15 protein-coding genes are annotated in these 21,386 nt (G+C 67.4%); 6 read left to right on the top strand and 9 right to left on the bottom strand.

What is annotated here, in order from left to right; all coding sequences use genetic code 11:
• Window positions 1-18 precede the first annotated feature (18 nt).
• Window positions 19-1,038 (bottom strand): NAD(P)/FAD-dependent oxidoreductase, encoded by a 1,020-nt coding sequence (locus tag ACQP1G_RS08115; RefSeq protein ID WP_433200267.1) that lies wholly within the window; start codon window positions 1,036-1,038, stop codon window positions 19-21.
• 78 nt (window positions 1,039-1,116) lie between these two features.
• Between ACQP1G_RS08115 and ACQP1G_RS08110 the strand changes: the two genes are divergently transcribed.
• Window positions 1,117-1,710 (top strand): helix-turn-helix domain-containing protein, encoded by a 594-nt coding sequence (locus tag ACQP1G_RS08110; protein WP_433200264.1) that lies wholly within the window; start codon window positions 1,117-1,119, stop codon window positions 1,708-1,710.
• Between the two features lie 33 nt (window positions 1,711-1,743).
• Here ACQP1G_RS08110 and ACQP1G_RS08105 read toward each other — a convergent pair whose 3' ends face one another.
• The gene (locus tag ACQP1G_RS08105) at window positions 1,744-3,321 is read right to left on the bottom strand and encodes a carboxylesterase/lipase family protein (RefSeq protein WP_433200261.1); all 1,578 of its coding nucleotides are present in this window, start codon (window positions 3,319-3,321) and stop codon (window positions 1,744-1,746) included.
• Between the two features lie 235 nt (window positions 3,322-3,556).
• Between ACQP1G_RS08105 and ACQP1G_RS08100 the strand changes: the two genes are divergently transcribed.
• Window positions 3,557-3,784, top strand: a complete 228-nt coding sequence (locus tag ACQP1G_RS08100) for an FmdB family zinc ribbon protein (protein WP_433200258.1) — start codon at window positions 3,557-3,559, stop codon at window positions 3,782-3,784.
• Between the two features lie 159 nt (window positions 3,785-3,943).
• Here ACQP1G_RS08100 and ACQP1G_RS08095 read toward each other — a convergent pair whose 3' ends face one another.
• The 4 genes from ACQP1G_RS08095 to ACQP1G_RS08080 form a co-directional block, all read right to left on the bottom strand.
• Window positions 3,944-4,219, bottom strand: a complete 276-nt coding sequence (locus tag ACQP1G_RS08095) for a SelT/SelW/SelH family protein (protein ID WP_433200255.1) — start codon at window positions 4,217-4,219, stop codon at window positions 3,944-3,946.
• Between the two features lie 17 nt (window positions 4,220-4,236).
• A complete protein-coding gene (locus ACQP1G_RS08090; RefSeq protein ID WP_433208279.1) occupies window positions 4,237-4,626 on the bottom strand; it encodes a YchJ family protein in 390 nt (129 codons plus the stop codon).
• Between the two features lie 570 nt (window positions 4,627-5,196).
• Window positions 5,197-5,583, bottom strand: a complete 387-nt coding sequence (locus ACQP1G_RS08085) for a hypothetical protein (RefSeq protein ID WP_433200252.1) — start codon at window positions 5,581-5,583, stop codon at window positions 5,197-5,199.
• A 298-nt stretch (window positions 5,584-5,881) separates the two neighbouring features.
• Window positions 5,882-8,311, bottom strand: coding sequence for an AAA family ATPase (locus ACQP1G_RS08080; RefSeq protein ID WP_433200249.1), 2,430 nt, complete (start codon window positions 8,309-8,311; stop codon window positions 5,882-5,884).
• A gap of 475 nt (window positions 8,312-8,786) precedes the next feature.
• Here ACQP1G_RS08080 and ACQP1G_RS08075 point away from each other — a divergent pair, with 475 nt between their 5' ends.
• From ACQP1G_RS08075 to ACQP1G_RS08060, 4 genes are all read left to right on the top strand, one after another.
• A complete protein-coding gene (locus tag ACQP1G_RS08075; RefSeq protein WP_433200246.1) occupies window positions 8,787-11,648 on the top strand; it encodes a DUF5691 domain-containing protein in 2,862 nt (953 codons plus the stop codon).
• On the top strand, window positions 11,645-12,754 hold the full coding sequence (locus tag ACQP1G_RS08070) for an ATP-binding protein (protein ID WP_433200243.1): 1,110 nt from the start codon (window positions 11,645-11,647) through the stop codon (window positions 12,752-12,754). The genes ACQP1G_RS08075 and ACQP1G_RS08070 overlap by 4 nt, the downstream gene beginning before the upstream one ends.
• A 141-nt stretch (window positions 12,755-12,895) precedes the next feature.
• The gene (locus tag ACQP1G_RS08065) at window positions 12,896-15,199 is read left to right on the top strand and encodes a DUF5682 family protein (RefSeq protein ID WP_433200240.1); all 2,304 of its coding nucleotides are present in this window, start codon (window positions 12,896-12,898) and stop codon (window positions 15,197-15,199) included.
• A gap of 166 nt (window positions 15,200-15,365) precedes the next feature.
• On the top strand, window positions 15,366-16,520 hold the full coding sequence (locus ACQP1G_RS08060) for a VWA domain-containing protein (RefSeq protein ID WP_433200237.1): 1,155 nt from the start codon (window positions 15,366-15,368) through the stop codon (window positions 16,518-16,520).
• Between the two features lie 196 nt (window positions 16,521-16,716).
• Here ACQP1G_RS08060 and ACQP1G_RS08055 read toward each other — a convergent pair whose 3' ends face one another.
• The 3 genes from ACQP1G_RS08055 to ACQP1G_RS08045 all read right to left on the bottom strand — a co-directional run bounded on the left by ACQP1G_RS08055 (window position 16,717) and on the right by ACQP1G_RS08045 (window position 21,318).
• Window positions 16,717-17,544, bottom strand: a complete 828-nt coding sequence (locus ACQP1G_RS08055; RefSeq protein WP_433200234.1) for a phosphatase PAP2 family protein — start codon at window positions 17,542-17,544, stop codon at window positions 16,717-16,719.
• 469 nt (window positions 17,545-18,013) lie between these two features.
• Window positions 18,014-20,542, bottom strand: a complete 2,529-nt coding sequence (locus ACQP1G_RS08050) for an ABC transporter permease (RefSeq protein WP_433200231.1) — start codon at window positions 20,540-20,542, stop codon at window positions 18,014-18,016.
• Entirely contained in the window at window positions 20,542-21,318 is a 777-nt protein-coding gene (locus tag ACQP1G_RS08045; protein ID WP_433200228.1) for an ABC transporter ATP-binding protein, read from the bottom strand. The genes ACQP1G_RS08050 and ACQP1G_RS08045 overlap by 1 nt, the downstream gene beginning before the upstream one ends.
• Between the last annotated feature and the right edge of the window lie 68 nt (window positions 21,319-21,386).

The raw sequence follows: 21,386 nt of genomic DNA, 5'->3' as shown, positions 1-21,386 counted from the left end.
CGGCGCAGCCGAAAGACGTCAGATGCCGTGCCGACGATCGCCCATCACCACCTCGCACAGTTGCGCTTCGGTCCCCACCGAGAACGGTTCCCGGTATGCCGCGACTGCTCGGCTGGTCTCCTCGGCGACCAGATCCGCGTTGATCTGGGCTGCCGCGGCCGCGCCCGCCGCCGCAGCGGCCCCGACCTGAGCCATCAGATCGGTGACATTGCCCGCCGCCCAGACGCCGGGGACATCGGTTCGGCCGGTCGGGTCGGTGGGGATGTACTCGCCCACCCCGGCCGGGTGTTCGGTCGGGCGCAGTCCGAGGCTGGTGAGGAACGGCGCGCGGGCCACCATGCGCGACCCAACGGTCACCACATCACGGGCGACCACGGTGCCATCGGTCAATCGGACTCCGGCGATGCGGTCGTCAACGATGTGCAGTGCGGTCACCGCACCGTCCACCACGCGAATACTGCGGGCGGCCAACTCCTCCGATTGCTCGGCGGTCAGCGGTGCCATGGTGTGCGAGAAGACGACGACATCGGCGCTCAACTGACGAAATAGCAACGCCTGGTGCACCGACATCGGCCCGGTCCCGAGCACGCCGATAGCCAGATCGCGAACCTCCCAGCCGTGGCAGTACGGGCAATGGATCACATCCCGGCCCCATCGCTCGCGCAACCCCGGCACCTCCGGCAGCTCATCGACCAGCCCGGTGGTCAGCAACAGTCGGCGGGCCCGCACCGATCGGCCGTCGACGGTCACCGTGAAACCCTCCGCATCGCGCACCACGTCGGTGACCTCGCCGCCCACCACCTGGCCGCCGTAGCCGTGGACCTCCGCGCGACCACGCTCCAGCAACTCGCCGGGCGGGGTCCCGTCGCGGGCGAGTAGTCCGTGCACGCCCTCGGCCGGGGCGTTGCGCGGATGGCCCGCATCGAATACGACCACCGAACGTCGCATCCGGGCCAGCATCAGCGCGCCGCTCAATCCCGCCGCGCCGCCGCCGATCACCACCACGTCATAGTCGTTGTTCAGCTGATCGATCACCATGACCACCTCCTCCCGACGACCATGCGGGACCGACCGCAAGTTTGGCAAACAAACTTGCCGATATGGCAAACTGACGGCATGGACAACGACCTCGGCCATGCACTCGACGCGGTCGGACCTCGGTTGCGCGTGCTGCGACGCCAGCGCGAAACCACCTTGGCCGAACTGTCGGCGGCGACCGGCATCTCGGTGAGCACCCTGTCCCGGCTCGAATCCGGCGCCCGCCGTCCAACACTCGAACTACTGCTGCCCCTGGCCAGGGCACACGGCGTCACCCTCGACGAACTGGTCGACGCGCCACCCACCGGCGACCCGCGCATCCACCTACGCCCGGTCACTCGCCACGGCATGACCATGCTGCCCCTGACCCGCCGCGCGGGCGGTATCCAGGCATACAAACTCGTCATTCCCGCCACCAGCCGCAAGGAACCCGACCCCAAAACTCACGAGGGCTACGAATGGCTCTACGTCCTCAACGGACGTCTGCGCCTGATCCTCGGCGAACACGATGTCGTCCTCACCCCCGGCGAAGCCGCCGAATTCGATACCCGCGTCCCACACTGGTTCGGCACCGCCGACTCCGAACCGGTCGAATTCCTCAGCCTCTTCGGCAAACAGGGCGAACGTGCCCACCTGCGCACCGCCCCCGAACCGAAATCCCGTTCGGTATGACGACCGCACCCAGCACACACGTTGCGGCGATCCTCAGCTGAAGCCGACGGCCTGTTCGCCCCAAGCGGTGCGCAAGTCGCGGTCCGGGTTGTCGATTACCCGGTCGATATTGTCGATGAGCAGGGTGGGGCGGGTGGTGGGGCGGTAAGGAGGCCAGTGTTTGGAACCGTCGAGTGCGGCGGGAACGCCGTGCGTGGCGAAGGCGAGCCAGCGGCGCTGCATGCGGCCGGAGACCTCCATGGCCACCTTGCGGCCGCCGAGCCAGAAGGTGGGGTCGTGGTTCAGTGTGCCGAAATTGCCGAAAACATAAGGCAATTCGGTGGCATGACCGGCGCCGACGCGGGCTGCCTTCAGCATCGGCGTCGCATGGTCGAAGCGGTACATCCAGGTCGGCGAGTGCGCGGCATGGCCGTCGGCGACCCAGTGGGCCGGCATGCGGAAGGCCGCATCGGTCGACATGGCCAGCGCACCACGGGTTTTCGCGAGATCCGGGTAGGCCGAGGTGATTTCGGCGATGCGCTCGGGCGACATATCGGGATGGTTGGCAGCCACGTCGCGCAGCATCGCGTTCACCGCGTCGGGGGTCACCGGCATGATCGGCGAACGCAGCACGCGGAACAGGGACGCCTCGTCCTTATTGGTACCGATGATCAGCGGCACGCGATGTGAGTGGCCGCGCTGGAAGCGGTCGATCGGATAGGTCGGGACCAGATCGCCGTCGACGACCGGCGCGGCGGCCAGCCTGCCCGGCTCCTGCAACGGAATCTCGTCGAGCAGTACGCCGGCCGCGGACACGATCCGTTCGATCGGGCACTCCAGCAATTCATTCGCGCGGACGAATGGCAGTTCCATCAGTTCCAGAAAGCGTTGCGCGACACGGGCGGCCCGCTCCTGGCCGAAAACCGTTGTCGCGGGCGGGCTTTGCGCGATGGCCCGGTGGAACAGCCCGGCTGCTGGCGGCGAAGTCAGCAATGCGGTAACGCATCCGGCGCCGGACGATTCACCGAACAGGGTCACATTGCCCGGATCGCCGCCGAATGCGGCGATATTGTCGCGCACCCACTCCAGCGCGGCGATCTGGTCGTGCAGACCGAGATTGGGTGTGAATTCACTGGACAGCGAGGACAGATCGAGGAAGCCGAGCGCACCGAGCCGATAGTTGACCGTCACCACCACGACGTCACCGGCTTCGGCCAGCTTGCGGCCGTCGTAGATGCCCTGGGCCGCGGTGCCGAGGCAGTAGGCGCCGCCGTGCAGCCACACCAGCACCGGCCGCGGCGCACCCGTATCGGCGGAACTGCGGGGCGAGAAGACATTGAGCCACAGGCAGTCCTCCCCCATCCGCAGATCGGAGTCGACCGGAACCATATTGCCCATCGTCTGCGGTGCGATCTCGCCGAAGGTCCTACATTCGCGGACGCCGTCCCATGGCCGCGGCGGCAGCGGTGGCCGGAACCGGTTCGGCCCCACCGGCGTGGATGCGTACGGAATGCTGCGCCACACCGCGACGGGTCCGTCCCAGCGTCCACTCACCCGGCCCCAGGTCGTTTGCGCTACCGGCTCGGTGTCGCCGACCTCGGAGTCCAGTTCGGTATCGAACTGAGTGCTCATGACTGCACCTCGCTGGCGCTCGGCTCCGTCATGCCCACTCGCGTGGCTGCGCCTATGATTCGCTCGCTGCGCTCGCTCATGGTCTTTCCGCACCTCCCGCCTACGACCCGGGCAGTGCGCTGTGAGTTTGCTCCAGCCGGGTCCAGCAACCTAGCGATCTCTTATCGAGAGTACGTCCAACCGGACGGTGGTACGGGTAAGACGCATCACCGCACCCGGGCGCTACGCTGGGCCGATGCCGAGTTATAGCTTCCGCTGCCGCAGCTGTGGCGACACCTTCGATGTCAACCGCCCGATGGCGGAGGCCTCGAATCCGGCGGCCTGCCCCAATGGTCACGACGACACGGTCAAGCTGCTGACCACATTTGCCACGGTCAGCAGGGTTGGCGGTGGCGCACCGTCACCGGCTCCGGCGCCGCGGCCCGCTGGTGGTGGGTGCTGCGGTGGCGGCTGCGGCTGCTGATTCGCCGATGGTTCGGGCGCGGGTGATCGGAGTGTTCGATATCACGCTCGCGCAGGCCGCAACGGCTGGGATCAGTCGCCCGGTTCAGCGGATGTCACGATAGTTTCAGCGGTCATCGCCGGTCCGCGAACGACACTGCAGTTCGCGTTGGCGTGGTGATCAGTCACGCGCGTCCGCGTGACCGAGGTCACGGTCGGGGGCTACGCGGTCGCGTACGCGTTGTTTGAGCACGGCGATATCGGGAAAACCGCCGTCTGCTTTGCGCTCCCAGACCTGGTCATCGTCGACGGTGATGCGGAAGACGCCACCGGTGCCCGGGATCAGGGCCACCTCACCGAGTTCGGTGGCGAAGGTGCTCAACAATTCTTGTGCCATCCAGCTCGCACGCAGCAGCCAGCGACATTGCGTGCAGTACTCGATCGCGACACGTGGCATGGGTGGCACGCTACCCGTCATGGTTCGATGACGCCGTCGAGGTAGACCCAGGCGCCATCCACTCGAGTGAATCTGCTGACCTCGTGCAGGGATCCGCGTCGTCCGCCAGCGCGGTAGTGGGCGATGAACTCGACGGTGCCCGCATCGTCGAATGGTCCGCCACGCTCGGTGCGCAGGATCTCCAGAAAGAGCCAGCGCTGGTCCGGATCCAGCTCGAGCGTCTGCGGACGGGTGCGCGGATGCCAGGACCGCAGCAGGTACTCGGCATCGCCGACCGCGAATGCGGTATAGCGCGAACGCATCAGTGCCTCAGCCGTAGCCGCTGGCCGCTCCCCCGCCAACACCGGTCCACAACACCGACCGAACGGTTCCCCACGCTTACACGGGCACGGCCGCGATTCGTCCATATCCCGAATCTTGCTCGCCGCGCGAACCGCTGCGGACATGGGGGCATCGGGCCGAGGTGCGGGGCGAGCGAGATAGGCCCTACGACGAGTCACCGAGATAGGTGGCACCGAACGCGGCGAGCCGCCTCAGCTCACAGCCGATCTTGATAACCCAGGTTGGCCGAGACGCTTCAGCGCGAAGAGGTTTCGAAACTCAGCGGCCAGGCAAAGTTTCGGCGACTTGGATGTTATTGGGGATATACAGAATAACGTGGCGTGTCGCTCGGAGTGTCGCCTCGAGTGCGGCAAGATCGGCGATCCGGCAACTCCTCGGCGACGAATCACGGTGTGCATAGGCGCAACTGCCGGCACCGATCAAGGAGCCCACCATGGGACTGATGTTGAACATCTTGAGTACCGGTTCCTCCCTCGCCTCCACCAGCTTCTCGCTATTGGGCGACATCCTCAGCCTGTTCGGCATGCTCTAACCACTCCGCGATGCGAATGCGCTGCGGCACAACAGCACCGACGACTGACGATGCGTCGATCTACCGCGCGACGGCGACGCCCTCGCGGCTGGCTCATACGCGGTCAGCGAGTGGCGGATGTGGAGAGGGCGATGGCGATGGCGGCGGTTTGGTCGCGCCAGCGGCGTAGTTCGGTGACACTCGGAGCTAGTTCGTAATCGTGGTGATGGGCGGCGCGTGACAGTGCTGCCCACACCGTGGCGACTTGTGCGGCGGTGTCGTCACCTGCGAATGCGCGTAATGCGAGTAGCTGCGCACGCATCGGGCAGCGTGCCAATTCCGGTGCTACCCGTAGCCACAACTCGTCGACGGACTGCTCCAGTGCGAGCCGCAGGATCCACACGGTTGCTCGCGACCACAGCCCGTCGGCATCGGTCACCGACCCGTCGAGCAGCCGATCCACGGCATCGAACCGCTCCGCCACGGTCGGCCGCGGTGGAGTCGGCCGCACCGCTGCGCCCTGTCTACGCGCGCCGCCCTTCCGCCCCACCTCGGCACGCCGACCTGCCTCGCCCTGCCAACGGCCACCGCCCCGCCCGCCAGTTCCGCCCCGCCGTTGGGTCTTCCGCCGCGCGCCCGGTCCATCCCCGCCGCGCCGACCGTCCGCACCACTCGGCACACCCGGCCCCCCGGCGCTATCACCGCCCGGTCCCCCTGCATCATCACCACCGCTGCGCGACCCGCCCGCAGCGCCACCCGGCGCGCTCACGGCAGCCGCCGAGCTGCCGAGACCGCGGCACAGCACCTGCTCATCGCCGTAACCATCCGACGAACTTCTCGGTGTCCGCGATCAGGTCGCGCATATCCCGTCCGATCGGCACGTGTGCGCCCGCCGTGGCATCGCGCAGTGCGCCGACGACCCATTTCCCTTCGCGGGCAAGGTGTTTGTTGAGATCGTCGACGCGGCCCTCGATACCCATTACGGCCAGGGCGACCATCGCGCGCGTCGTCTGCGCGGCTTCGATATGGCGCTCGACGTCGCGGTGGTCCATGCCAGCGGCCAATAGATTGCGGCGCGCTCTGGCCAGGCTCGCCGCTTCCACGGCCGATCTGCAGCAGGTGGCAACCAATTCGTCGGCGATCGCCGGTGGCAGTTGCGGTGTCCGTACCAGTGAGCGGGCGTCGTCGAGATAGCGGCGGATGGGGTCGCTGGATATCCGCACCTCCACCACCGAGCGCTCGCGCCGCTGCACCTCGAGCACGCTGGCGTCGAGTTGCATCCGCCGCACCGCCTCGGCGAGCCGCTCGTCATGGGTGAACACGATCACCTGCCGTGTCCACGCCATCACCTCGAGCACCCTGGCCAGCCCGTCCACCTTCGCCGGATCCATTGCCTGCACCGGATCATCGATCATGACGAAGCGAAAGGGGCTGTCCTCCACGGTCGCTCGCGGCAGGAACAGCGAAAGTCCGAGGGCGTGCAGCTCGCCCTGGCTCATCACCCCCAGCGCGGCCCCGTCCACCTCGTCGACGGTGACATCGAGCAGCACCCGGCGCGCGGTTCCGGCGTTGCCCTGCAACCGAATCGCGCCGAGCTCGACATTGCTCTGCTGACGCAGCGTGCGCCAGACCCAGCGCGCGGTGGTCTCCAGCGGCGCCATCCGCTCCCCGCGCAATCCGGCCGTCGCGGATTTCAGCCAGTCCTCGGCGCGTTTGAGAGTCCGCAGTTCACCGCCGTTCGCAACGACCGCGCGTGCCCCTTCCAGCCAGCCGGTGATGCGTGGCACCAAAGGCGACCACACCTCGTCGAGGCGGTTCAATTCCTTACGGGTGCCCTGCTGTAACAGCTCGAGCTCGTCGACCAGACGCGCGTGCGCACCGCGCAGTCGATCGGGTAGCTCTGGGGAGTAGTCGGCGCCGGTCAGCGCCGCCCAGTCCGTCCAGGCTCGGCGTACCGCGGTGGTGTCGACGGTCGGCGGGTTGCGCGGATCGAAATCCAGCTCGGGCGGAATATGTTCCGGCAGTGCGCGCGCCTCACGGACGGCGTGCCGCAGCGCATCCCGTGCGGTGGCGAGCGCCTCGACCCGGGAGGTCAGCTCGGCGATCGACGCCTGCGCACCGCGCAACCACGCCGCGTCGAGTTCCCCGCGCCCGCACACCGGACACGCGCATTCCCCGCTGGCGGCAACGTGTTCGCGCGCCCGGCGCAGCAATTCCAGCACCCGCAGATCGGCCTCGGCGTCCGCGGTCGAATCGCGTGCGAGCACGGCACGACACTGTTCGAGGCGTACGGCGATCGCTTCGACCTCGGCGCCGGTGGGCAAGGCCAGGCGCACGATCGCCCGCAACCCATCCGGACCGACCGGATGTTCAGCCGTGCCGAGTACTTCACGACCGATCGCGGTGAGATCGGGTCGATCCGGGCGCAGCAGCGCCGCCATCCGGACCGCGCGGTCGTCGGCCACCGATTCCAGCGCGGCCACCAGCTCGACCCGTTCTTGGCGCGAATCCCGCACGGCGCGTTCGAGTCCCAGTCGGCGCGTGCGAATTCGCTCCTGCGCCACGGTCAATTCGTCGAGACCGAGCAACCGGTGCAACGCATCGAACAGGTCACTCGGCTTACCGTCGACGAGCGCGCCGAGTTCGCTGTAGGACAGGAAGGGACGGTACAGCTCGAGCAGGCCCGCCCAGCGCGCGCCATCGAAATCCGTTGGCGCGGCCTCGGGTCGCCTTTCGGTCCAGTGCGCCTGGCCCAGATCCGCCTGCGGCGCCCATTCTTTGGCGATGGTCAGTTCGGGATCGGCCCCGGTGGTGAGCAATTCGAGTTCGATGCGCGCCGACGCGCCGTCGTGCAGATTCCGCCAGCCCTCGCGCCAGGCCGCCGAGCGGCCGTCCCACCGGCGATTGCTACCGGTGAGCACCAGTTCGGCGGCCTCGGCGAAACTGGACTTACCACTTCCGTTGCGGCCGACCACCAGTGTGAGTCCGGGGCCGGGCGGCAGCTCGAGCGTCACCTCGGGTCCGATGCCGCGGAAGCCGCGCACTCGGATCGCGCGCAGGAAGATGCCGGAGCCGTCGAATTCGGTTGCCAGGTCATCGGATTCGCTGCCGCCGAGGGCTCGGAGCACCGCGTGCGCGACATCAGGGGTGACTACGGGATCGGCGGCGAGCCGCCGGGATACCACCTCGCTCAGCCGCGGCACCGTCGTCGCAGGATCGGTTCCGGGATCTGAACGCATGGGTAACCCCCTACACCACCGAACCGCGGCAAGTCCTCCAACCCCGTACCGGGTATCACTGTCGAAAGCTGAACGAAACGCTACCCGATGGTGGCGAACTCGCGCACAGCGGTACCGGTTCGAGCGAGTCGAGGCAGTGGTGCGAATCTGCCCGCGGGGATGGTATGGCCATCGAACAGGCTGGGCCCCGCTCGATGTCCACCCCTCGCCAACCCCGGCGGGCAGCTCGATGGTGTGTCACCCGATTTGGGTGGCTCGGTCGGAGCCGAACAGAACAGAATGCCAGAACCGGACAATCAGCGCAAGACTATGCCGTCATCGAATATGGCGTTCGCGCAGCGTCTTCCAGGAAAAAAGCCCGTTCACCACCCAACTTGTCAGTGGGCTGCGGTAGAAATCCGTCAACCGAGAAACGGGGGAAATATGACGAACAGTCGATCCGGAGCCGCCGGATGAACCATGCGGGAGCAGTCACATGACCGCGCCGTGGTCCGAAGACCAGGTCAACGCGCTGGCGCCGGATGCGAGTTCGCTGTCCGCCGCGCGCAAGCTCGCCGGGCGCTGGCACGACACCGGCCGGTCGGACACCGCCCTGTGGGGCCTGTGCCGAGGCAGCGGAGCCAAGCCCTATCAAACGATCATCGATCTGGCGGGGCCCGCGTACAAGTGCTCATGTCCCAGCCGCAAGTTTCCGTGCAAGCACGCCCTGTCGCTCCTGCTGAACTGGTCGGGCGGCGCGGTCACCGAAGCGGCGACGATCGCGGATTTCGCGGCGGAATGGATCAACGCACGTGCGGCCCGCGCCGCCCAGCCCGCCAAAGACCCACAGACCCGCACGGCGAACCCGGCGACCGCCGAACAGCGGCGGGTGCGCGTGACAGCGGGTCTGGAGGAGCTCGACGTCTGGCTCGGCGATCAGGTGCGCACCGGGCTGGCACAGACCGATCGCTCGTTGCGCGCCTTCGAGGCGATCGCGGCGCGGATGGTCGACGCGCAAGCGCCCGGCATCGCCGCCACGCTGCGCCAGCTGCCGACCACCGTGGTGAGCCGGGCGGACTGGCCCGATGTCGTGCTGGCCGAATACGCCAGGCTGCATCTGCTGATCGCCGCGCACCGTCACCTCGATGAGCTGTCCCCCGAACTGCGGGCCAGCGTCCGCACCCATATCGGCTATCCGACACCGGCCGAGACCGTGCGCGCCGAACCGGCGGTGCGGGACCAGTGGCAGGTCCTCGGCATCCGCGCCAGTGAGGAGGAGCGGCTCTATACCCGCCGAACCTGGTTGTACGGCAGGCGGACTCGGCGCTGGGCGGTGCTGCTGGAACACTCCTTCGGTGCGCCGAACTTCTCGGCGGAGGTGCCGCTGCCCGGCATGATGGCCGATGCGGAGCTGCACTACTACCCGGGCGGTGCGCCGCTGCGGGCCCTGTGGGGCGAGCGGTACGGCGCGGCCGAACCGTTCACCACCTTGCCGGTTCCCGATGCGACGATCGCCGCCGCACTGGACGAGCATGCCGAGGCGCTGGGTGGTGATCCTTGGCTGCGGTCGTATCCGGTGCTGCTCACCGATGTCGTGCCGGTGTCGACCGAAAACGGCTGGTACATCACCGAATCCGACGGCACCGCACTACCCGTCGCGGCCACCGAGCAGCCGTGGCGGCTACTCGGGGTGTCGGGCGGGCATCCGGTGACGCTGGCCGCCGAGTGGAGTGTGGCCGGATTGGTCCCGATCTCGGCGTTAACCGCGGGTGAGATCGTCGATGTCGGCAGCGCGGAGTACGCGACACGCGAAGCGTCGAATTCGCCTGCCGCCCCGCTGTCGGAGGATCTGACCTCGGCGGCATTGCTCGGTACGGCCCGCAGGGCATTGGATCCCGCGCGGCTCGAAGCCCCGGTCGCCGCGGCGGCGACGCGGTTGCGCACCGATCCCGCGCTGGTACTGCTCGAATCGGCCGCGCTACGTGGCGCTTTCGCACGCGGCGGCGTATCCGTCGCCGCGGCGACCCGACCGGAACCCGCCGAGGATGACACGCGGCGACTGCTGCCACGGGCCGCGGCCGCCCGCCTGTCCCGACTGCTGCGCGACCGGTCCGCCTTCCTCCCAGAATGGTTCTCTGCCGCAACACCATTCGACTACCGCGCCCCCGACGCACTCTGTGGGCTACTGCTCGAGCGGGCGAAAGCCGATGCCGAATTGCGCGAGCCACTGCTGCGCCTGGCCGGAACCCGCGGTCGATGGCTGGCCGACCGGCATCCGGATTGGCGCGACCTGGTGCGGCAAGGACATTCCGATGCACCGACGGACCAGAGCTGGCAGTTCGGCCAACCACCCGAGCGTCGGGAATGGCTGGCCGAGCTGCGTCGTCGAGATGTCGACGCGGCACGGGCGGCACTGGCCGCGTCCTGGCCGCAGGAATCCGGTCCTTTGAAGGCGGAACTGCTTGCCGTACTCGCCGACGGGATTTCGGCCGCCGATGAACCACTGCTGGAAACGGCACTGAACGATCGACGATCGGATGTCCGGCGGATCGCGGCGGGACTGCTACCGCTGCTGCCGAATTCGGCATTCGCACAACGCATGACGCGACGGGCTGACGCTTGGGTCGCGGTCGAGCACCAGCTGCTGCATCCGAATCTGGTCGTACGCGTTCCAGAAGAGCTCGACGATGCCGACCGCAGGGACGGCATCACCGACCGCACCGTCGAGTTCACCTACCGATGGGATGGCGAACCGGATCTGCGCGCCGGGCGGCTGCGGCAGCTCGTCGCCGCGACGCCGCTCGCACACTGGGAGTCCGCACTCGGTGCGCCGGATAAGGCCACCCAGGCCAAGATCGTCGATCGGTTCCGGCAGCCGCTGTTCGACGGCTGGGTGGATGCCGCACTGGCACAACATGATCCGACCTGGGCGCGGGCGCTGTTCGATGCCGGGGTGCCGACCGATCTGGCGATGCTGCGGCGACGCGAACTGTTCGCACTGCTGCCGATGCCCGATCGCACCAGGCACCTACTCCAACTCGACGGCGCATGGCTCTCGGAACTGGAGGCGCTGCTGCCCGCCATGGGTCATCCGTGGCCCGAACCCCTTGCCCAACACCTGATTCTATTGCTGTTCGAACGCGCGCGTGCCGCGGCCAAACGCCCCGAGGCGCACGGCAGCAGCCCGAGCGCACATCGGTCCCTGCTGGCCGCGGCGGCCGTGCACCTACCCGTCAGCGCGGCGCGGGCGGCCACCGTGGTGGCTCGGCGATGCGCCGACCCCAACTGGGAGCGAGCCTTCGATCAGCTCGCCCATGACCTCAACCACCGCTCGATGATGCTCGAGGAGTTGCAGTGACGACCACTACCACCACCGATACGACGCCGGAGCTGTTGCGCCCGCACGCCGAACAGGCTTTTGCCGACGAACTGCGGGCACTGGCCGCGCTCGACGATCGGCCGCGTCCGCCGTCCTGGCAGCTGTCGCCGTGGGCGGTGGTCACCTATCTGCTGGGTGACACACTCGACGACGGCACGGTGATCACCCCCAAATACGTCGGGCCGCGCAGGCTCATGGAGGTTGCGGTCGCGACCCTGGCGACCGATCGGGCGCTGCTGCTGCTCGGCGTTCCCGGTACCGCGAAAACCTGGGTATCGGAACATCTTTCGGCCGCGATCAGCGGCGCGTCGACGCTGCTCGTACAGGGCACATCGGGCACGGCCGAAGAGGCGATCCGCTACGGCTGGAACTACGCGCGCCTGCTCGCCGAGGGCCCGAGCGAGGGTGCGCTGGTCCCGTCACCGGTGATGACCGCGATGCGCAGCGGCGCGATCGCCCGTATCGAGGAACTCACCCGCATCCCGTCCGACGTGCAGGACGCGCTGATCACCGTGCTGTCGGAAAAGACGCTGCCGGTACCGGAACTGGGTATGGAGGTACAGGCCGCCAAGGGCTTCAACGTCATCGCCACCGCGAACGACCGCGACCGAGGCGTCAACGACCTCTCCTCCGCGCTGCGCCGCCGCTTCAACACCGTGGTGCTGCCGCTACCCGCCAATGAGGACGAGGAGGTCGCGATCGTCACCCGCCGCGTGGAACAACTCGGCTCGGCACTCGAACTGCCCACCGTCCCCGCCGCGGCCGAGGAGGTGCGCCGCGTCGTGCGGGTCTTCCGGGAACTGCGCTCCGGCATGACGGCCGACGGCCGCACCAAACTCAAATCCCCCTCCGGCACCCTGTCCACCGCCGAAGCGATCTCGGTGATCACCAACGGCATCGCCCTGTCGGCCCATTTCGGTGACGGCACGCTGCGCGCCTCCGATATCGCGGGCGCGGTCCTCGGCTCGGTCATCAAGGACCCGGTGGCCGACGCCGTCATCTGGACCGAATATCTGGAAGCCGTTGTCCGCGAACGCCCCGACTGGTCCGACTTCTACCGTGCCTGCCGCGAGATCACCGGATGAGGCAGGTGCCGATCGGCTGCCGCGACATCATCCGACGACACCGCAGTTCAGCCCGGGGGTAACACGGTGACACAGACACACACGACCGAAGTCGACAACTCGGCTCCAGATATCCGCGACCGCACCGCGCAGAGTGGCCCTGTGACAAGGGTGTTCGGCATCCGCCATCACGGCCCCGGCTCCGCCAGATCGCTGCGCACCGCACTGGAGCGGTATCGGCCCGACGCGATTCTGATCGAGGGTCCGGCCGATGCCGATCCACTCGTCGGCTACGTTGCGGCCGAAGGGATGTCGCCGCCCGTCGCACTGCTGGCCTATGTGCCCGATGCGCCGGCCAAGGCCGCTTTCTGGCCCTACGCGGTGTTCTCACCGGAATGGCAGGCGCTGCGGTACGCGGCCGAACACAATGTGGCGGTTCGGTTCTGCGATCTGCCCGCGACCGCCGTACTCGCCGCCGAAGACGAACCGGGTGATCGCATCGATCCGCTGGCCGAACTGGCGGCCGCCGGCGGCTACGACGATGCCGAGCGCTGGTGGGACGCGGTGGTCGAATCCGTTGCCGACGCCGACGCCTTCGACGCGATCACCGAGGCGATGGGCGCGCTGCGCGCTGCCGCGGAGCAGGGCATGTTCGCGATCGGAACTGTCATGGGCACAAGCGAAGACGATTCGCCCGACATTCCGGCGAGCGATACGGTCGACGAAGCGGTCGGTCCCGAAGACGCGGTGCGCGAATCGACCAGATCCGACGGCATCGATGCCCACACGCTGCGGCGCGAGGCGTATATGCGCCAGACGATGCGCAAGGCGTTGAAGGAGGGGTCGCAGCGGCTCGCCGTGGTGTGCGGAGCCTGGCATGCCCCGGCGTTGACCGGGAAGCTGGGGCCCGCGACAGCGGATACCGCATTGCTCAAGGGACTTCCGAAGGTCAAGGCAACGCTGACGTGGGTGCCATGGACGCATTCGCGGCTGGCCACGACCTCCGGGTACGGCGCGGGCATTACCTCGCCGGGCTGGTATCACCACCTGTTCACCGAAACCGAGCAGCCGATCGCGCGCTGGCTGACCAAGGTGGCCGGGGTGCTGCGCGCCCACGATCTGCCGGTCTCCAGCGCGCACATCATCGAATCCGTCCGGCTCGCCGACACCCTCGCGGTACTGCGTGCCCGGCCGCTGGCCGGACTGTCGGAGGTCACCGAGGCAGTGCGGTCGGTGATGTGCGCTGGCGACGAGACGATGCTGCGACTCGTCGCGACCGAGCTAGTGGTCGGCGAGGCGCTCGGCGCCGTGCCCGAAGGCACCCCCACCGTTGCGCTCGATGCCGATCTTCGCGCCCGGATTCGCACGCTCCGACTCAAACAGGAAGCCCTGTCCCGCAATCTCGATCTCGACCTGCGCAAGGAACGCGAGGTCGAGCGCTCCCGACTGCTGCACCGACTGCGGGTACTCGGAATCGACTGGGGCACACCGATAACCGGTGAAGTCCGCAGCACCGGCACCTTCCGAGAGACCTGGGCGCTGCAGTGGCGACCCGAGTTCGCCGTCTCGATCATCGAGGCCTCGCGCTGGGGTACCACCATCCGCACCGCGGCCGAGGCCAGGATCCTGGACACCGCGAGTCGCGCGGACAGCACCGTCGGCGATCTCACCGCCGCGCTGGAAGTGGCGCTACTCGCCGACCTCGGTGGCGCCACCGACGGCCTGATCACCCGCCTGGAATCCGCCGCGGCACTCGACCACGACGTGACCCACCTGCTCGCCGCCCTCCCCGGCCTGACCCGCACGCTGCGCTACGGCGATGTGCGTGGCACCGACACCAAGGCACTCGTCCATGTCGCCGACGGCCTGCTGGTGCGCATCTGCGCGGGCCTGCCCGGTGCGGTCACCGGCCTCGATACCGAAGCCGCCGAACAACTCCGCAGCCAAATCGACGCCGCCCACACCGCGATCCACACCCGCGACGACGATTGGGCCACCGGCGAATGGCTGGCCGCCCTGCGCCGCCTCGCCGACCGCGACGATGTGCACGGGGCGCTCGTCGGCCGCGCCGTCCGGCTGCTCGCCGATGCCGGGCGCATCGATGAATCCGATTCCGCGCGTAGGCTTTCCGCGGCGCTGTCGATCGGCAATACCGCCGCCGCCAAGGCTGCCTGGATCGACGGCTTTCTGGGGGGTCGTGGACTGCTACTCGTCCACGACCGAGAGTTGTTGCGCCTCATCGACGATTGGCTCCGCAGCCTCGGCGACGATATGTTCGTCGAAATCCTGCCCCTGCTCCGCCGCACGTTCGGTGCGTTCGAATCCGGGGAGCGCCGCGCCATCGGTCAGGCGGTGCGCGACGGCGGCGTTATCGCAGCGCGCACCGGCGACGACATGGCTTTCGATGCCGAGCGTGGCCTCGTCGCAATGCGCACTGTCGCAGACATCTTGGGGGTGCCGGTATGAGCCCGACAGCAGGCGCATCCGGTCGGCTTGCGACTCCGATCGCCCCAACACCCGACGCGACGGCTGAACGGCTTGCCCGTCAGCGACCGAACGCGAGCACTCGGTTCCTCGACCAGCCCACCATGTGGCGGCATTGCGCCGTCACCGACCTTCCCGGAGTGGCCGGATGACCGCGATCGATGAAACCCGATCCAGGCGTTGGCGTTTGATCCTCGGCACCGCCGCCGAGCAGCCGCTCGGCGGTCTCGGATCCGCCGATGACGAGGCAATGGACCGTGCGCTGTCCGCCCTCTACAACACCGGCGACGACCAGAACTCGGGCAAGCGCTCCGCCGGTCTCGGCGGCTCCGCCCCCAAGGTGGCCCGCTGGCTCGGCGATATCCGCACCTATTTCCCGTCCACCGTCGTCGAGGTCATGCAGCGCGATGCGGTCGATCGTCTGAACCTGACCCAGCTCTTGCTGGAGCCGGAGCTGCTCGAAGCGGTGGAACCCGACGTGCACCTGGTCGGTACCCTGCTCAGCCTCAATCGGGTGATGCCCGAAACCACCAAGGCGACAGCGCGGATGGTGGTCGAGAAGGTGGTCCGCGAGATCGAACAACGTATCGCCGCACACACCGTCGCCGCGGTCTCCGGCGCACTGAACCGGGCCGCCCGCGTCACCCGACCTCGGCTGCGCGATATCGACTGGGACCGCACCATCCGCAAGAACCTCGCCAACTACCTCCCCGAATATCGCACCGTCGTCCCCGAGCGCCTGATCGGTTACGGCCGCAAGGCGCAGGCGGTACGCCGCGATGTGGTGCTGGCCATCGATCAATCCGGCTCGATGGCGTCGAGCGTGGTCTACGCCTCGGTCTTCGGCGCGGTGCTCGCCTCCATGCGCTCGCTGAAAACTTCGCTGGTCGTCTTCGACACCGAAGTCGTCGACCTGACCGAACAGCTCACCGATCCGGTCGAGGTGCTCTTCGGCACCCAACTCGGCGGCGGCACCGACATCAACCGGGCCATCGCCTACTCCCAATCCCTGATCACCCGGCCCGCCGACACCCTCTTCGTCCTCATATCCGACCTCTACGAAGGCGGCATCCGGGAAGAGATGCTGCGGCGGGTGAACGCCATGCGGGAATCCGGCGTCCAAGTGGTCGTCCTGCTCGCCCTCTCCGACGACGGCGCCCCAGCCTTCGACCACGACAACGCCGCTGCCCTCGCGGCGCTCGGCATTCCCGCCTTCGCCTGCACCCCGGACAAATTCCCGGATCTACTGGCATTGGCGCTCGACCGTGGCGACATCCAAGCCTGGGCCAACCGAAACGCCTGAAATTACCCGCCGGACTCAACTGCCCGACGACAGGCTGACCACTCCTTGGACCAGCGATATGAATTTGACGGCGACTTCCAGAAGCGTGTCGAGCGCGATGATGACATCCATGGCAGGACTCCTTGTCTGAACCGGCAAACAAGACAGCCCGTCGATGGTATGCCCCAAGTTGATCTTGATGGGGTGTTTGCCGTGGTCAGCGCGTCGGGAGCAACTGCGGGCCGATCGTGCCCATGGCACCCCACGCGGTGGCCGACGCGGGCACGACCAGCGGATGCAGCAGTGACGCCAACCCGAGTAGGACGATCGCGACGATCGCGTCGAGCCAATAGTGATTGCCGGTGCCGACCACGACTACCGTCGTGAGCACCGGATGCGCCAGCGCCAGCCATCGCCAGGTGCCACTGGTCGCGGCCACTACGGCGAAAGCGAGCAGCAAAGCCCACCCGACGTGCAATGAGGGCATGGCCGCGAACTGGTTCGAGAGCCCACCGGAATCCGGTGAGCCGTAGACGGATTGGCCGTGCACGGCGGCGAGATCGACGAATCCGTACTCGGGCAGCATGCGCGGCGGCGCGAGCGGCATCAGCATGTGCACCGCCAGCGCGGCCGCGGTCAGTGCCACCATCAGATTTCGGGTCCATCGATAGTGCTCCGGCCGAAAGACCCACAGCCACAACAGCACACCGATCGCGACCGTGAAATGCGCTGTGGCGTAATAGAAGTTGGCCGGTACCGCGAGAAAGTCCCGGTGCAGGAATACGCCCTGTACGGTGGTCTCTTCCGGCAGCCCGAGCGCGTCTTCGATGCTCAATACGCTTCTCGCATTTCCGAGCGCGTGCACGGTGTCGTCGGCGGTGACCATCCGCCCGACCCGATAGGCCAGATACAGCACAGTGATCAGCGCGAGCTGCCGAACCGCCTCGCCGCCGCGGCCGTGCACCGCCGCCCTCATCTTCTCGGCGATATCGCCGAACGCGGGCGAAAAACCCACGCTCGGACCACCGAGACCCGCTGCCACCATCGCCAGCGGCCTCCTTACCCATCGAACCCCAGGCCGTGATCAAGCGTTAAACGGAGTAGTTACCTCCGTTTACCGTAGCATTAATCGTTAGGCAGGCTCAGCACACTGTGACCGGAGATACACAACACGTGGCATCGGCAGTAGGCAGCTCGCGATGAGGGGCCCAGAGGCGTTGGCCATCGGCGCATTCGCCGTGCCCTGTGCCGAAAAGGCCACTGGCGTATGGGAAATAGAACGTCGGCAACGGACCCTGTCGCGTCAACCACTCCGGCGCTGCGCGATCCACCGGAGTCACCACGGCAGCAACCTTGACTACGACCGCCGGGCGATCCCGCGGCCATAGCTGACGTCGCACAGCACCGGCCCGGTCATCGGCCGCTCGACCGCATAACGGCGACAGGCCACCACACCGCCGAGCGACGCCGGTGCGCCGACGGCGGCGTGGTGACCGCTATGTTTCGAGGTAGATCTACAGATCCGCGATGGCGGCCAGCGGTGGCGTGCGAGCGGCCCGAATACCCGGCCACAACGCGGCCAGGACACCGATCACGGCCGAGCTGATGAGCACCAGCACCAGTTGGTTCCATGGGATGGCGATCTCGTCGAGGCCGAAGTCGCGCAGCGTGCGCAGGAAGCCGACACCGAGACCCAATCCGAGCAGCATCCCGACGATCGCACCGAACACCGCGATCAGCATGGATTCCAGATAGATGGTTCGGCGAACCTGGGCCCGTTGCATGCCGACCGCGCGCAGCATGCCGATCTCTCGACGCCGCTCCACCACCGATAGCGCCAGGGTGTTGACGATGCCGAGGATGGCGATCACCACCGCCAGCGCAAGCAGTCCGTACAGGATGGCGAGCAGTGTATTGATCTGCTTGCCCTGCGCGCCCTTGAAATCCTCCCGGTCCAGCACCTGGACCACCACGAACTGCTCGGTGGCGTGCTCCAGGTCGGTGCGCATCTGGGTCAGATCCGCGCCCGGCTTCGCCTTGACGAACATGAACAGGTTGGTCCGGAAATTGACCGGCATCACTTCTTCGTACATGACCGGCGACACCACCATCGGGCCGAGCAGCGGCGTCTTCTTGTAGACGCCGACCACCTCGACCGAGATCTTTTTGAACCCGAGGCTGGTCACGGTGACCTGGTCGCCGACCTTCCAGCCGCGTTTATCGGCCTCGTCCTGCGAAACCATGACATCGTGGTCGCCCAGGGTGGTGGTGCCCTTGATCATGTCGTAGTTCAGGACGCTGTCGGGCGCGCCGTCGAATTCGGTGCCGCCGACCTGCTCGCCGTTGATCGTGAACGCGACACCGCGCAGGCCGACCACATCGGCCACGCCCGGCACCGATTTGCGCACCGCGTCACCTGCACCGAGCGGCACACCGATCAGCTGCGGTCCGGACAGCACATAGTCGGCCTTCACACCCTTATCGACGAGCACGCCGACGCTGGCCTTCGCCGACGCGCCGAGCATGCCGATCGCGGTCACCAGCATCAGACCGAGGGTGAGCGCGAAAGCCGTTGCGGCCGTGCGCCGCGGATTGCGCGCGGCATTATTGCGCGACATCCGGCCGATCGGCCCGAACGGCCGCAGCAGCACACCGAGCACGCTCACCACCGGCCGCGACAGCGCGGGCGCGGCGAGCAACACCGCGAAGATCAGGCCGAGCGCGCCGAACCCGACCGTCAAGGCGGCATGGCCGCCGGTCTTCTGCGCGCCGAGTACGACGAGCAACGCGCCGGCGGCGGCGAGCACGAGGCCGACCCAGGTCCGGACCCGCAGCGACTCCCCGGTCGAGGCGAACTCCTCGCGCATGGCCTCCACCGGCGGGATCTTGGCGGCGCGGCGGGCCGGCGCATAGGCGCTGACCACCGTGACCAGCAGTCCGACGAGCATTCCGACGATCACGGTGCGCGGCAGCACCGTGAGCGAACCGGTCGGCAAGCCGAGATCGAACGCGTTGAGCAGGGCCGAGAGCCCGAAGGCCAGACCGATGCCGGCCGCCAAACCTATTGCGCTGCCTATCAATCCGATGACGAAGGCCTCGGACACCACCGATCGACCCACCTGTTGGCGGCTGGCGCCGACCGCGCGCAGCAGGGCCAGCTCACGCAGCCGCTGGGCCACGATCATCGAGAAGGTGTTGTAGATGATGAAGGTGCCGACGATCAGCGCGATCGCGCCGAAGGCGAGCAGGAAGTAGTTGATGAAGTTGAGCGCGTTGGAGACTTCCTTCTTCAGATCGGCGCGCACCTGATCGCCGTTCTGCACCTTGTAATCCGGTAGTACGTTGGCGATCTTGTCACGCAGTTCGTCCCCGGGCATGCCGGTGGCCGCGACATCGACGTAGGCGACATGCGAACCGTCGGTGAACAGCTTGCGCGCCTGTACGTCGTCGAACATCACGCCGATGAATCCGCCGGTGTCCGAGGGGACTTCGTAGATGCCGGTGAGGGTGACGTCGATCGGGCCGCCGTGCGATGGGATCAGCACCTTGGTCTTGTCCCCGACATGCAGGCCTGCGCGTTCGGCGCCGCCGGTATTGAGCGCGATCTCGCCTTCGTGCGCGGGTGGCACACCTCGGACGAACTTTTCCGGTTCGGCGACCGCCCGATCCGGCGGAATGTAGGACTGGCCGAAAGTCGGTGCGCCACCGGTCTGTACGGCCTTCTTGCCGTCCGGATAGAGCAGCACCAGCGGGCCGTTGACGCTCGGCGCGACCGCCCGCACCCCGTTCATCTTCGCGATATCGTCGACCACACTCAGCGGAATGCCCTGGGCCTGTTGCTTTTGCGGACTCACCCGCACATCGACACCTTTCGCCTGATTGGCGAAGATGCCGTCGAAGGTGCGCTGCAGGGTGTCGGTGAAGACGAACGATCCTGCGATGAAGGCGGTTCCGAGTACCACCGAGAGCAGCGTCAGCGCTAGTCGCACCTTGTGCGCGGCGAGGTTGCGCAAGACCACCTTGCGCATCGGTTTGCTACTCATTACGCCTGCTCCAGCGACTTCATCTTGTCGAGCACCGATTCGGAGGTCGGATCGCGCAGTTCGTCGACGATGCGACCGTCGGCGAGGAACACCACCCGGTCGGCGTATCCCGCGGCATGCGGCTCGTGGGTGACGATGACGACCGTCTGACCGAATTCGTCCACTGCCGCGCGCAGGATGGTGAGCACCTCCTCCGAGGCGCGGGAGTCGAGGTTGCCGGTCGGCTCGTCACCGAAGATGATCTCCGGCTTTCCGGCGAGGGCGCGCGCGCACGCGACGCGCTGTTGCTGCCCGCCGGAGAGTTCGCTCGGGCGATGGGTGAGCCGGTCGGTCAGTCCGAGCCGCTTGATCACCGTATCCAGCCAGTCCTGGTCGGGCTTGCGTCCGGCGATATCCAGCGGCAATGTGATGTTCTCGTGCGCGGTCAGCGTGGGAACCAGGTTGAAGGCCTGGAAGACGAATCCGATGCGGTCGCGCCGCAGCCGTGTCATCTGCTTATCCGAGAGCCCGGCCAGGTCGGTGTCGCCGATCCGAATGGTTCCGGTGCTGGCGCTGTCCAGACCCGCAAGGCAGTGCATCAGGGTCGATTTACCCGATCCGGAGGGGCCCATGATCGCGGTGAACTCCCCCTTCGCGAATTCGGCCGACACCCCGTCCAATGCCCTGACCTGAGTATCTCCGGAGCCGTAAACCTTCACCAGGTCGATGGCGCGTGCCGCGACAGCGGTCGAGGCAGCCGAATTCTCGATGTCGGCGCCTAGGGCTTGCGAAGTCATGCAATCAGTCTGTCTGCCATCGCCCGCCCGCGCCATCAGGGAGGTCCCCCAACTCTCTTGGTCTCATC

Source organism: Nocardia sp. CA-107356 (assembly GCF_050946365.1).
Classification (GTDB): domain Bacteria; phylum Actinomycetota; class Actinomycetes; order Mycobacteriales; family Mycobacteriaceae; genus Nocardia.
The sequence above is the reverse complement of the archived record's forward strand: the minus strand, read 5'-3'. Positions and strand labels throughout refer to the sequence as shown.